Origin of the sequence: Geomonas anaerohicana (assembly GCF_016458305.1) — a bacterium.
Taxonomy (GTDB): Bacteria; Desulfobacterota; Desulfuromonadia; order Geobacterales; family Geobacteraceae; genus Geomonas; species Geomonas anaerohicana.
In genome coordinates, this window is sequence record NZ_JAEMHL010000003.1 from 516,836 (window position 1) to 530,986 (window position 14,151).

7 protein-coding genes are annotated in these 14,151 nt (G+C 64.7%); all 7 read left to right on the forward strand.

Going from position 1 to position 14,151, the window contains the following annotated elements; translation table 11 throughout:
* The first annotated feature begins 107 nt into the window (after positions 1-107).
* On the forward strand, positions 108-590 hold the full coding sequence (locus JFN91_RS08635; RefSeq protein WP_199388792.1) for a universal stress protein: 483 nt from the start codon (positions 108-110) through the stop codon (positions 588-590).
* A gap of 25 nt (positions 591-615) precedes the next feature.
* Positions 616-786 (forward strand): rubredoxin, encoded by a 171-nt coding sequence (locus tag JFN91_RS08640; RefSeq protein ID WP_199388793.1) that lies wholly within the window; start codon positions 616-618, stop codon positions 784-786.
* Positions 787-923: 137 nt separating this feature from the next.
* The gene (locus tag JFN91_RS08645; protein ID WP_199388794.1) at positions 924-1,604 is read left to right on the forward strand and encodes an ABC transporter ATP-binding protein; all 681 of its coding nucleotides are present in this window, start codon (positions 924-926) and stop codon (positions 1,602-1,604) included.
* The gene (locus JFN91_RS08650; RefSeq protein ID WP_199388795.1) at positions 1,597-4,095 is read left to right on the forward strand and encodes an ABC transporter permease; all 2,499 of its coding nucleotides are present in this window, start codon (positions 1,597-1,599) and stop codon (positions 4,093-4,095) included. Before JFN91_RS08645 ends, JFN91_RS08650 begins: the two co-directional genes overlap by 8 nt.
* 212 nt (positions 4,096-4,307) lie before the next feature.
* A complete protein-coding gene (locus JFN91_RS08655; RefSeq protein ID WP_236015036.1) occupies positions 4,308-4,961 on the forward strand; it encodes an arylesterase in 654 nt (217 codons plus the stop codon).
* 253 nt (positions 4,962-5,214) lie between these two features.
* Positions 5,215-6,828, forward strand: coding sequence for a PfaD family polyunsaturated fatty acid/polyketide biosynthesis protein (locus JFN91_RS08660; RefSeq protein ID WP_199388797.1), 1,614 nt, complete (start codon positions 5,215-5,217; stop codon positions 6,826-6,828).
* Positions 6,825-14,150 carry a type I polyketide synthase gene (locus tag JFN91_RS08665; RefSeq protein ID WP_199388798.1) on the forward strand — a complete coding sequence of 2,442 codons (7,326 nt, stop codon included), beginning with the start codon at positions 6,825-6,827 and terminating at the stop codon, positions 14,148-14,150. The genes JFN91_RS08660 and JFN91_RS08665 overlap by 4 nt, the downstream gene beginning before the upstream one ends.
* Position 14,151 lies beyond the last annotated feature (1 nt).

Below are 14,151 nucleotides of genomic sequence, written 5' to 3' on the forward strand. Positions count from 1 at the left end.
TATATACTGGGGTGGTCAATCATTAGCGCCTCCCCCTCGCCGCATTCGTTAACAACATCGTAAAAAAGCGCAATTCAGGCTACAACATTCACTCAGGAGGCAAGGCCATGGAAAATTACAAACGTGTTCTCGTGGTCAACAGGATGAGCGAATACTGCCGGGATGCCGTCCAGGCAGGCGTATCCATCGCCAGGAGATACGGCTCGGAACTGATGGTGCTCCACATCGCCACCAATCCCGAAGGGACCATGAGTATGGCGGGAGGCGCGCTCAACGCCCCCAGCGCCATCCCCGACGATGTAAAGAACTACGCCAGTGTCAGGGAACGGGCCAAGGACGAACTGGATCAGATGATCGGGCACGAGATACGCGCCGGGCTCCCCATCAAGGTCATCATCAAAGAGGGCAAACCGGTAGATGAGATCATGCAGGTGGTCAAGGACGAGAAGATCGACCTCATGGTGCTGCTGGCCCATGAAGAGGGGCGTATCGAGCACATGCTCTTTGGCCGCGACAACGATGCCATCCTGCGTCGCATGCCTTGCAGCATTTTGCTGATCAAGAGGGAGCCGGACGCGGTCAAGTGGTAGCTCGCGCAAGCGAAGGGAGATAACCATGCAGCGATGGACCTGCACCATTTGCCAATATGTGTACGATCCCGACGAGGGAGACCCCGTCAACGACGTTCCCCCCGATATCTCCTTCGAGGAGTTGCTGCCCGACTGGCATTGTCCCGTGTGCAAGGCGGCCAAGAGCTTCTTCGAACCGTATCCTGAGGAGCCCTAGCGCTGACGGGAAAGCGATGCGACGACTGGATGAAACCTGCGGGGGCAGGTCCTGGGACCTGCCCTTTTTTATGCCTCTGTCTGTAAACCTCCCCTCGTGGAGATTCACCTTGATCGAAGAAACGGAACCCTGCCCTGATGACCATCCTGCAAGCGCTCGACGTTACCAAGAACTACCGCATCGGCAACCGCGACATAACCGTATTGGACCGTGTCTCCCTGGCAGTATCGGAGGGGGAATTCCTGGTGGTGAAGGGTGAAAGCGGCAGCGGCAAATCGACCCTGCTCACCATCCTTTCCGGCCTGGACCGCCCGGACCAGGGGCGTGTCCTAATCGAAGGACGCGACATCACCGATCTTACCGAGGATGCCCTGGCGCCGCTGCGCAACAGCACCTTCGGCTTCGTGTTCCAGTCCTTCCATCTGGTCCCGTCGCTGACCGCCCTGGAGAACGTCACCTTTCCAGCCGAACTGCGGCAAGACCGCGGGGCCCGGGCCAAGGCCGAGGCGCTTATGGAGCGGGTGGGACTGGCGCACCGCATGACCAGCTTCCCGCACCAACTCTCCGGTGGCGAAAAGCAGCGCTGCGCCATCTGCCGCGCCCTCATCAACGATCCCCGCATCATCTTCGCCGACGAGCCCACCGGCAACCTCGATTCGGTCAACGGTTCCGCCGTACTGCAACTGCTGCTGGAACTGCAGCGCGAACGCGGCACCACGCTGCTCATGGTGACCCACAGCCCGGAAATTGCCGGGAGCGCCGACCGCGTGGTGACGCTTAAGGACGGGCGGGTAGTGACGGACGCGGCGCATGGTTAATCTGCGCTTCATCGTGCGCCAGATGACCGGGGCAAAGCGGCAGTGCGCCGTCTTCATCCTCTGCGTCGCCCTCTCCATGATCACGCTGGTGTCGCTGGGGAGCTTCCGGGAGAGTGTCGAGAGTTCCCTGTTGCGCGACGCACAGTCACTGCACGCCGCCGACATCATCGTCCGATCCCACGCCCCACTCCCCTCAGCCCTGGACCAGGAAATTGCCACTCTGGTCCGGAATGGGCAGGTAAAAAGTGCGCAGTACTGGGACTTTTACTCGGTAGTACAGAAAGTAAAGGGTGAAGGTTCTCTGCTCTGCGACCTGAAGGTGGTCGAGCCGGGATACCCCTTCTACGGCCGCGTTCTGCTGCGCTCGGGCAAGGGGCTCGCCGAGGTGCTCAAGCCGGGGAGCCTCGTCGTCGAGCAGCAGCTTTTGGACCGCCTGCACCTGCAACCCGGCGATTCGCTCAAGGTGGGCAATGCGACGCTGGTGGTGCGCGACGTGGTACTGCAGGAGCCGGACCGGCCGGTGAACTTCTTTTCGCTGGGACCGAGGGTATTCGTTGCCGCCGCGGACAAGGAGTCCTTGGGGCTGATCGGCCTGGGAAGCCGGGTGGAGCACGTGACCCTGCTGAAAGTAGCCCGCCAGAAAGACCTGGACGCCATCGCCTCCCGTCTGGCCGCCACGACCGATGAAACCCGCGTGCGGGTCGCCACCTATAAAAACGCCGGCTCCCGGGTAAAACGTTTCTTCGACAACCTCCTGTTTTTCCTCAATCTGAGCGGCATATTCACGCTGCTCCTCTCCGGTTTTGGGATCCAGAGCACACTCTTTGCGCTGTTGAAGGAACAGGAACGAACCATCGCGGTGCTGAAGGCGCTCGGCGCCAAGAGTCGTTTCATCATCGGCCATTTCCTGACCGTCACCCTGGTCCTCGGCGCCATCGGCACCCTGGTGGGTCTCACCGGCAGTTTCCTGTTGCAGCGCTTTCTCCCCGCCCTGTTCAGCGGGCTCATTCCGGCCCAGGTGACGCTGCAGATCTCGTCCGGCGCGATCTGGCAGGGGATGCTGATCGGCCTCATGGTGGTGCTCCTGTTCACCGCCCTCCCCTTGTACCGGCTCAAGGAAGTCAAGCCGCGCGCCATCTTCGGAAAGGAGGAATCCGCGCGGCTCTGGAACCGCGCCACCTGGATCATCGCCGCGTTGGGTGTACTCTTCTTCCTCGCCATGGTGCTGGTGCGACTGCGCGATCTGAAAACCGGGCTCTATTTCATGCTCGCACTGCTCGGCCTCATCCTGGTTTCCTACCTGCTCGCGGCCCTGGTGCTGCGGCTGTTAAAGAAGAGCACGCCCGGTAACCTTGCGCTCAGGCAGGCCCTCAAGGGGCTGTTCCGTCCGCACAACGCCTCCCTTTCCATCATCGTCACGCTTTCCGCCGCCCTTGGCGTCATCTTCTCGCTCACCCTGGTCGAAAAGAACCTGGATGACAGCTTCATCACGTCTTTCCCTTCCGGTGCCCCCAACGTGTTCCTGATCGACATTCAGCCAGACCAGAAGGATGGTGTAGCGCGGCTGCTGGGGCCAACGGCCTCGTACTACCCCATCGTCAAAGGGACCGTCAGCGCGGTCAACGAGAAGCCGATCAATCCCGAGCAGGAGCGGCAGTCGCGTGGTGACAACCTCGGCCGGGAGATGAACCTCACCTACCGCAACGATCTTCTTGCCGACGAGCGCGTCGTCTCCGGCGGCAGGATGTTCCGCAAGGACTGGGGCGACGCCTTGCAGGTTTCCGTGCTGGACACGGTGCTCAAGATGCACGATATGAAGGTGGGCGACAGCATCACCTTCAAGATCCAAGGCGTTCCGATGACCGCACGTATCGCCAGCATCCGCACCCGCACCAGCAGCGGTTTCACGCCCTTTTTCTACTTCGTGTTCCCGCCGGACGCACTCGCCGGCGCGCCACACACCATCTTTGCCGCGATCCGGGTGGACAAAGAGCGCATCAGCGAGCTGCAGAACCAGGTGGTCGCTCAGTATCCCAACGTGAGCGTCATAGACCTCACCGAGACGGTGGTGATCTTCGGTCGCATCATGGGCAAGCTCTCCACCATCGTCCGCTTCTTCACTTCGTTCAGTATCGCTGTGGGTGTGCTGATTGTGATAAGCTCAGTGTTCGCGACGCGCTACGCCCGGATCCAGGAAGCCGTCTATTTCACCATCCTCGGCGCCAGGCGCAGGTTCGTGCTGGCCGTTTTTGCCGCCGAGAACCTGTTGCTGGGGTTGGTCAGCGGGGTCATCGCTCTGCTCATGTCCCAGGTGGCCAGCCTGCTCATCTGCCGCAAGGGCCTGGACATGGAGTACCGCTCCTACCCTGCCGACAGCCTGCTGCTGGTGGCGGGCACCACGCTGCTGGTGGTTGCGGTCGGCCTGGCGGTGACACTGCCGCTGCTGCGCCAAAAGCCGGTGACCTTCCTGCGCGAACAGTCGGACGAGTAGAAAGGTGTTAAGGGGACTGGCTCCGCAAGGTGCCTGTCCCCCTTGGTTTACCGTGCCCGCTTCACAGTTCAAAGTTTGTGGGACGGGCCTTAGGCCTCCTCCCCCCGGAGGGGGGAGGTCGGGAGGGGGGGCAGGAAGGCCTAAGGGGACAGGCACCTGCGGAGCCAGTCCCCCTCAGGCTGCGGCACATGCTTTACGCAAAGGAGAACCTCATGCGCAATCTTTTCACTATATTCACCCTCGCCCTCTGCACCGTCACCGGTGCCGGACCGGCCCTGGCCGCGGGCGCCGCCAAGCCCGACAGCCACGGCACCATCGTCGCCTTCGGCGACAGCCTCACCGCCGGTTACGGTGTCCCCGAGTCGGAGGCCTACCCGGCCCAGTTGCAACGCAAACTGCACCAGTCCGGCTACCAGTGGACCGTCATCAACGCAGGCATCAGCGGCGAGACCAGCACCGGCGCCCTGGCCCGTGTCGACTGGCTCATGAAGCTCAAGCCCGACATCGTCATCCTGGAAACCGGCGCCAACGATGGCCTGCGCGGCCAGGACCCCGAATTCACCCGCCGCAACATCGACAAGATCGTCTCTTCGCTGCAAGGCAAGGGCGTCATGGTGGTACTGGCCGGCATGAGAATTCTGAGGAACCTCGGCCCCTCCTACACTGCTAAATTCGCCGCCATCTACCCCCGCGTCGCCAAGGAGCGCAAGGTGATCCTGGTCCCGTTCTTCCTGGACAAGGTTGCCGGCAAGGAGGGGCTCAACCTCTCCGACGGCATCCACCCGACCGGCAAGGGGTACGGCATCGTCACAGAGACCGTTTACCCATACGTGGTTAAAGCGATCAAACAAAAGGGAGGAGCATGACTCTCAACCCTCTTCCCGCACTGTTAAAACTTGCCCTGAACCCGCGTCTTGTCTTGCTTTTTTGCTCGATTTAATGTACACGTACTCTGTTAAACTGGGCGCCAATACTTACAGCCGGATCCGGCTTTCGTTGCAGCAATCGACATGATGCGTGGACCTGCCTCCTCGATACCCGAGCTTTGTCCCTCTGCCGATCCAGTACCATTAGGCATCACAACTCCGCTGCAAATTCGTGGCAACAGGAGAATCCCGTTTGGATCTTTTTTCACTTCAGGGTGAGCCTGGCGCTCGCTCTGCCAAATCTGAGAATTCCGAGCCTGCCGTTATGAGTCTAAGAGACGCGCTCCGCGTCGTGCGTCATCCCCTGTACCTGGTACAGCGCGGCGGCGAACTGGTCCCCCAGTTGGGCGGCGCAGGCAGCGTTGCCTCCTGTGTCGGCTATGCCCCGGCCTGCCTCCCGGAAAACCTGGGTGACCCCTCATTCTGCCGCGAGATCGGCATCCGCTACCCGTACCTGGGCGGTTCCATGGCCAAGGGGATCAGTTCAGCAGCCATGGCCGAGGAACTGGGGCGCGCAGGGATGCTCGGTTTCTTCGGCGCTGCCGGCCTTCCCATTGCCACGGTCTCGGACACCGCCGACCGCCTCAAGCAGTCCCTGGGCGACATTCCCTATGGCTTCAACCTGATCCACTCCCCGCACGAGCCGGAGCTGGAAAAGGAACTGGCCGAACTCTATATCCGCAAGGGTGTGCGCATCATCGAAGCCTCGGCGTTCCTCGCCCTGACCCTCCCCCTGGTACGCTACCGCCTGCACGGCATCAAGCGCGCCGCCGACGGCAGCATCGTCACACCCAACCGCATTATCGCCAAGGTCTCCCGCGAGGAACTGGCGGCGAAGTTCTTCGCCCCTGCCCCGGAGAAACTGCTGCGCGCCCTGGTAGAGAACGGCTCCATCACCGCGGAACAAGCCGAACTGGCCGCCCACGTGCCCCTGGCGCAGGACGTCACCGCCGAGGCCGATTCCGGCGGGCACACCGACAACCGCCCGGCCATGGCCCTCTTCCCGACCATCAACTCGCTGGCTGCGCGGCTGGAGCGCCAGTACGGCTATGACTGCAAGCTGCGCGTCGGTCTCGGCGGAGGTGTCTCCACCCCGGCTTCGGCCGCCGCCGCCTTCGCCATGGGCGCCGCCTACGTCATGACGGGATCGGTAAACCAGGCCTGCGTCGAGTCCGGCACCTCCGACACCGTGCGCGGCATGCTGGCCGGCACCCGCCAGGCCGACGTCACCATGGCCCCTGCCGCCGACATGTTCGAGATGGGTGTCACCGTGCAGGTCCTGAAGCGCGGCACCATGTTCCCGATGCGCGCCGCGAAGCTGTACGACCTGTACCGCGCCTACGGCAGCATGGACGAGATCCCGGCCGCCGAGCGCGAAAAGCTGGAAAAGACCATGTTCCTGGCGCCCCTGGAAGAGATCTGGCGCGGCACCCGGGACTACTTCCTCAAGCGCGACCCGTCCCAGGTTGAGCGCAGCGAGCGCGACCCGAAACACAAGATGGCGCTGGTCTTCCGTTGGTACCTCGGCATGGGGGCACACTGGGCCAAAGACGGCGTTGAAAACCGCAAGATGGACTACCAGGTTTGGTGTGGCCCCGCCATGGGTGCCTTCAACGAATGGGCCGCCGGCTCCTTCCTGGATGCAGCCGCCGAGCGCAAGATCGTGACCGTTGCGCTCAATATCCTGCACGGTGCGGCGCACCTGACCCGCGCCAATTTCCTGCGCAGCCAGGGCATAGAGCTCCGCCTGGAAGAGATCGCACCGCAACCCCTCGAAATCGCTCAAATCAAGGAGTACCTTTGTTGAAAACTGATGATCTGAAACCTGCCGTCTCCAGCAACGGAACTCAGCTTGCCATCATCGGCATCGGTTGCCTCTTTCCGCAGGCCGCGGATAAAAACGCCTACTGGGCCAACATCAAGGACGGGGTCGACGCCATCACGGAAGTCCCCTCCACCCACTGGCCGGTGGACGCCTATTACGACGAGGACCAGAAGAGCCCGGACCGCACCTACGGTCGCCGCGGCGGCTTCCTCTCGCCGGTCGATTTCAACCCGATGGAATTCAACATCCCGCCCAACGTGCTGGAGGCGATCGACACCTCGCAGTTGCTGGGACTGGTCGCCGCCGGGCAGGCGCTCAAGGACGCAGGTTACGGCCCCGACCGGGCCTTCGACAAGAGCAACGTCTCCGTCATCCTGGGCGTCACCGGAACCCTGGAGCTGGTGATCCCGCTGGGTGCGCGTCTTGGCCACCCGGTCTGGCGCTCCGCGCTGAAGGACGCCGGGGTCGACGAGGCAACCGCCAAGGACGTGGTCGAGCGCATCTCCGACTCCTACGTGCCGTGGCAGGAAAACTCGTTCCCGGGCCTTTTGGGCAACGTCGTGGCAGGCAGGATCAGCAAGCAGTACGACCTGGGCGGCACCAACTGCGTCGTCGACGCGGCATGCGCCAGCTCCTTCAGCGCGCTGCACCTGGCGTCCATGGAACTCATGTCGGGCAAGTCCGATATCGTCGTCAGCGGCGGCATCGACACCTTCAACGACATCTTCATGTACATGTGCTTCAGCAAGACCCCTGCCCTTTCTCCCACCGGCAACGCGAAGCCGTTCGACGTCTCGGCTGACGGCACCATTCTGGGTGAAGGCCTCGGCATCGTGGTGCTGAAGCGTCTGGTGGACGCCGAGCGCGACGGCGACCAGATCTACGCGGTGATCCGTGGCATCGGCTCTTCCAGCGACGGCAAAGGTGACGCCATCTACGCCCCCAGCTCCGCCGGCCAAAAGAAGGCACTGCTGAACGCCTACAAGAACGCGGACGTCACCCCGGAAAGCATCGGCATGCTGGAAGCCCACGGCACCGGCACCAAGGTCGGCGACGCCGTCGAAGTGAGCGCGCTGCGCGAGGTGTACGGCAAGGCGGAGAATCCGTGGTGCGCCCTCGGCTCGGTGAAATCCCAGATCGGCCACACTAAGGCTGCGGCAGGTTCCGCGGGCCTGATCAAGGCGGCGCTCGCCCTGCACCACAAGGTCATCCCGCCCACTATCAAGGTGCAGACCCCGCAGAGCGTTGTTATTGGTGACGAATCCCCCTTCTATCTCCCGGCCGGCAAGCGCCCCTGGTTCCCCCGTCCCGATGCCCCGCGCCGCGCCGCGGTCAGTGCCTTCGGTTTCGGCGGCTCCAACTTCCACGTGGTCCTCGAGGAGTACCAGCCCAAGAAGCAGTGCGTCGACTGGGACGGCAACACCCAGATCCTTGCCTTCTCCGGTGCCGACGGCGCCGCGCTTGCCGCCAAGCTCGACTCGGTCCCTGCCGATGCGACCTGGCGCGCACTGCGCGACCTGGCGCTCGCCTCCCGCACCTCCTTTGACGCCAAAGCCCCCTGCCGCCTCGCGCTGGTGGTGGAGCGCAGTAAGACCAACCTCGCCTCGCTGGTGAAGAACGCCCGCGCCATGCTGGACAAGAACGCGAAATCCGCCTGGCAGACTCCCGACGGCGCCTACTTCGCCTGCGGTGGGGCCCCCGGAAAGCTCGGCATGCTGTTCCCCGGCCAGGGCTCGCAGTACACCGGGATGCTCAACGACCTCGCCTGCAGCTTCCCGGAAGTGCTGGACGCCGTAGCCGCCGCCAACGAAGGTTTCGTCGGTGCCGACGGCAAGATGCTTTCCGACCTGATCTATCCCCCTTCCGCCTATGATGACGCGACCCGCGCCAGGCAGGAGGAGGAACTGCGCGCCACCCAGGCCGCCCAGCCCGCCATTGGCGCCACCAGCCTCGGAGCGCTGCGCGTGCTGCGGGACTTCGGCGTTGACGCCGACGCGGTTGCCGGTCACAGCTACGGCGAACTGACCGCACTGTGCGCCGCCGGCAGGCTCGACGAGAGCGCGCTGCACGAGCTGTCCCGCCTGCGCGGCAAGCTGATGGGCGCAGGCTCCGGTGACAAGGGGAGCATGCTGGCCGTCTCCGCGCCGCTGGAGAAGATCGCCGAAGTGGTCGCCGCAGAGAAGCTCGACCTGGTCATCGCCAACAAGAACGCCCCCACCCAGGCCGTTCTTTCCGGCGCCAGCGCCGAGATCAAGCGCGCCGTCACCGTCTTCAAGGGGCTTGGCCTCACCTGCAAGGAACTGCCGGTTGCCGCCGCCTTCCATAGCGCGCTGGTCGCCGACGCCGCCAAGCCGTTCCTGGCTGCCCTGGAAAAGATCGACATGCCGCAGGCGAAGATCCCGGTCTACGCCAACACCACCGCCGCCGTCTACCCGGCCGATGCGGCTGCCGCCAAGGCGCAGCTGGCCGCACAGCTCGCCAAACCGGTCGAGTTCGTAGCCGAGATCGAGGCCATGTACGCGGCAGGTATCACCAACTTCGTCGAAGTCGGCCCCGGCAATCGCCTGACCGGCCTCGTGCAGGCCATCCTGGGCAACCGTCCCCACCTTGCCTTCGCCCTCGACGCCTCGTCCGGCAAGCGCGCCGGTGTCGCCGACCTGGCCCGCACCCTGGCGCAACTCGCCGTGCTTGGCTACGGCGTGAACCTCGCGCTCTGGGACGAGGGGCATACCCCCGCTCCGGCACCGACCGGCAAGAAGCCCGCGTTGACCATTCCGCTCTGCGGCGCCAATTACGTGAAGGCCAAGCCGAAAAAACCGCCGGTTCAGCCGAAACCTGCTGTGGTTGCCGCAGCGCCGGTCGCTCCTGCAGTTGCGCCTGCCGCGCCGGTCCAGGCTGCCGTTGTTGCTCCGCAGCAAGCGAGCTACCAGTCTGCTACACCTGCTACACCTGCAACGCCGGCGTACCAGCCGCAGACCGTTGCCCAGCCGGCCTCTCACGCTGCACTGAACGAATCTCTCCGGGTGGCCCGCGAAGGCATGGCCGTCCTGCAGAAGATGCAGGAGGATACTGCGCTGCTGCATCGCCGCTTCCTCGAAGGACAGGAAGCCGCAGCCAAAACCTTCCAGACGCTCCTCGAGCAGCAACAGCGGTTGATCATGGGTGCGCCCTCGGCTCCGGCCATGCAGGCGGCACCGATTGCTGTTGCTCCGGTTGCGCCTGCCGCCCCTGTCCAGGCGCCTGCCTACGTGGCTCCGGCCGCAGCCGTTGTGGCCCCGGCGGTCGCTCCGGTGCCCGCTCCCGCGGTTGCCAAGGCTGCTCCGGCACCGGTGGTCGCCGCCGTTGCGGGGACTGGCTCCGCAGGTGCCTGTCCCCCTTCCCGCGTGACTGAAACTCTTCTGGCCGTCATCTCCGAGAAAACCGGCTATCCCATAGAAATGCTTGAACTCGACATGGGCATGGACTCCGACCTCGGCATTGACTCCATCAAGCGCGTCGAGATCCTTTCCACCTTGCAGGAGCGCCTCCCCGGCTCCCCCGTGATCGGGCCTGAGCACCTGGGCACCCTGCGTACCTTGGGCGACATCGCCGGCCATCTCGCCGCAGGCGCCGCGTCTGCCGTAGCGGCAGCACCGGCCGCCGCCAGCGCAGTCACCAGCACGGGGACTGGCTCCGCAGGTGCCTGTCCCCCTTCCAACGTGACCGAAACCCTCCTTGCCGTGGTCAGCGAGAAGACCGGCTATCCGGTCGAGATGCTTGAACTCGAGATGGGAATGGACTCCGACCTCGGCATCGACTCCATCAAACGCGTCGAGATCCTCTCTACGCTGCAGGAGCGCCTGCCCGGCTCCCCGGCCATCGGCCCCGAGCATCTTGGCACCCTGCGTACCCTTGGTGACATCGCCGGACATCTTGCTGCAGGCGTCGCACCTTCCATTGCGTCCACCGCGTCCATCATGTCCACCACCGCTGCTGCCGATGTGACCGCGACCCTGCTGGCCGTAGTAAGCGAGAAGACCGGCTACCCCGTGGAAATGCTCGAACTTGAAATGGGCATGGATTCCGACCTCGGCATCGACTCCATCAAGCGTGTAGAGATCCTGTCCACACTGCAGGAGCGTCTTCCCGGCTCTCCCGCCATCGGTCCCGAACACCTCGGCACCCTGCGTACCCTCGGCGACATCGCCGGTCACCTTGCTGCAGGCGTCGCACCTTCCATTGCATCCACCGCGTCCATGGTGTCCACCACCGTTACCGCCGATGTGACCGCCACACTGTTGGACGTGGTCAGCGAGAAAACCGGCTATCCCACTGAAATGCTCGAACTCACCATGGGCATGGACTCCGACCTGGGCATCGACTCCATCAAGCGCGTCGAAATCCTGTCCACGTTGCAGGAGCGCCTCCCGGGTTCCCCAACCATCGGTCCCGAGCACCTGGGCACCCTGCGCACCCTGGGTGACATCGCCGGCTTCCTCGGCGCCGGTTCTGCCGCGGCCCCGGCCGCTGCCGCTGTTGCCGCCCCGGCTGCACCCGCTGCACCGGTCGCTGCCCCCTCAGCCGCCGTCGTCGACCATGCCGCCGTCTGCCAAGCCCTGCTCGAAGTCGTCAGCGACAAGACCGGTTACCCGGCGGAGATGCTGGAACTGACCATGGGCATGGATTCCGACCTCGGTATCGACTCCATCAAGCGTGTCGAGATTCTTTCTGCCCTGCAGGAGCGCCTCCCGTCCTGCCCGGCCATCGGCCCGGAGCACCTGGGCACCCTGCGTACCCTGGGTGACATCGCCAACTTCCTTGCCGGTCCGGCACAACCTGCTGCTCCCGCTGCTCCGGCTGCGACCACCGCCGCCGAGATAGCTGCTCCTGCCACTGTAGAGGCCGCACCTGCCGTTACCGCGGCAGCGCCGGTGGAAAGTCCCGCGCACCCCATCGAGCGCAGCTCCATGGCCCCGGTACTGCTCGGCGACAGCGATGACGACGCGATCACCCTCGCCAACGACGGCGAGATCTGGGTCACCGACGACGGCTCCGCGTTTGCTGCGGAGTTGTGCGGCATCCTGCTCGAGCACGGTTGCTCGGTGCGCAAGGTCAACGCGGCGCAGGCGCAACAGATCGCACCGGCCGGCAAGCTTTCCGGCCTGGTCATCTGCGCACCCGTGGCCGGCACCGATGATCTCTTCCTGGAAAACGCCTTCCGCCTGCTGAAGAACGCCGCGGCGGCCCTGGGCGAGTCCGGGCGCGCCGAGGGCGCGGTCTGCGTCACCGTTTCCCGCCTGGACGGCGCCTTCGGGTTCGGCTCCGGCAAGACCTTGAAGGATCCCCTTTCCGGGGCCCTGGCCGGTCTAACCAAGACGGCCGCTTTCGAGTGGCCCGAGGTCGCCTGCAAGGCCATCGACCTGGGTGAGTTCGCCCACCCCGCAGCCGCCGCAGGCGCCGTGGCCATCGAGATGCTGCGCCGCGGCCCGGTCGAAGTAGGCCTGACCCCGGAAGGTCGCTTCGGCCTCCAGACCGTCGTTCTCCCCGCCGCACCGGCCCCGGTTGATCCGGTCCTGGATCAGGGTGACGTCGTAGTGATCACCGGCGGCGGACGTGGCGTCACCGCGGTTTCCGCCCTGGCGCTCGCCAAGGAATACCATCCCTTCCTGGTGCTTTTGGGGCGCAGCCCCGAGCCGCAGGAAGAGCCCACCTGGCTCTCCGGTGTCAGCGATGAGGCCGAGATCAAGCGCGCCATCATGCAGAACGCCACCGGTAAGCTGCACCCCCGCGAGATCGAGGAGCGCTACCGCTCCGTGGTGGCCGGGCGCGAACTGCGCGAAACCCTGACCGCCATCGCTGCAACCGGCGCCGAGGCAATCTACCGCTCGGTCGATATCCGCGATCAAAGCGCGATGGAGCTTCTGCTGGGCGAAATCCGTCGCGCCCACGGCCCGATCCGCGGCGTGGTGCACGGTGCCGGCGTCCTGGCGGACCGTCTCATCGTGGACAAGACCCCGGAGCAGTTCGAACAGGTCTACAGCACCAAGGTGCACGGCCTGCGCGCCCTGCTGCACGCAACCCGCAACGACGACCTCAAGTTCGTGGCCCTGTTCTCGTCCTCCACCGGCCGTTTCGGCCGCGTTGGTCAGGTCGACTACGCGGTCGCCAACGAGGTGCTCAACAAGACGGCCCAGGCCGAGGCGCGCCGCCGCACCGGCTGCCGCTGCGTCAGCATCAACTGGGGTCCGTGGGACGGTGGCATGGTCACCCCGGCACTGAAGAAGGTGTTCGCTGCGGAAGGGATCGGCGTCATCGGCCTCGCCGAGGGTGGCGAGTTCCTGGCGCGCGAAATCTCCGCCGCCGACGCACCGGTCGAGATCGTCGCCATAGCCCAGCTCCCCGAGCAGGTTAGCGCCGCGGCACCCGCAGCGGGCAAGCCGCAGAGCCTGTCTGAGGCCTTCTCGCTCACCCTGACCGTGCCGGAATACCCCTTCCTGCGCTCCCACGTGCTGGACGGCAAGGCGGTGCTCCCCATGGCGGTCATCGTCGAATGGCTCGCCCACGGCGCACTGCACGGCAACCCCGGCTTCCGTTTCCACGGCTTCAACGACCTGCGCATCTGCAAGGGGGTGGTCTTCGAGGACAACACGCCGTTCACGCTCAACGTGATGGCGGGCCGTGCCGAAAAACGCGAGTCATTCTGGCTGGTACCGGTTGAACTGTCCAGCCCGGGCGTCAACGGCAAAACCATCCTGCACGCCCGTGCCGAGATCGTGCTGGCCACCAAGCACCCGGAGGGTATTCGCTCCATCAAGGAGATCCCGAGCACCCCGTACGCCCCGCATGACGGCGTGATCTACAACAACGAGCGCCTGTTCCACGGGCCGGACCTGCACGGCATCGAGCAGGTGGACGGCTGCTCCGCCAAGGGAATCGCCGCCTCGGTCAAGGGCGCCCCGGCGCCTGCCAAGTGGATCAGGCGCCCCCTGAGGAGTTCCTGGCTCACCGATCCGCTGGTCCTCGACAGCGCCTTCCAGATGATGATTCTCTGGAGCTTCGAACGTTTCGGCGCCGGTTCCCTCCCCTGCTTCGCCGGGCGCTACCGCCAGTTCCAGGAGTCCTTCCCGCGCGAAGGCGTGCAGGTCGTCATCCGCGTCACCTCCGAGAGCCAGCACGGCGCCAGTGCCGACATGGAATTCCTGGACCGCAGCAGCGGCAAGCTGGTGGCGCGCCTCGAAGGGTACGAGTGCGTCATCGACCCCTCACTGAAACAGGCCTTCCAGCGCAACAAGCTTAGGACCGTAACGGTTGTGGGGGCGGCATAGG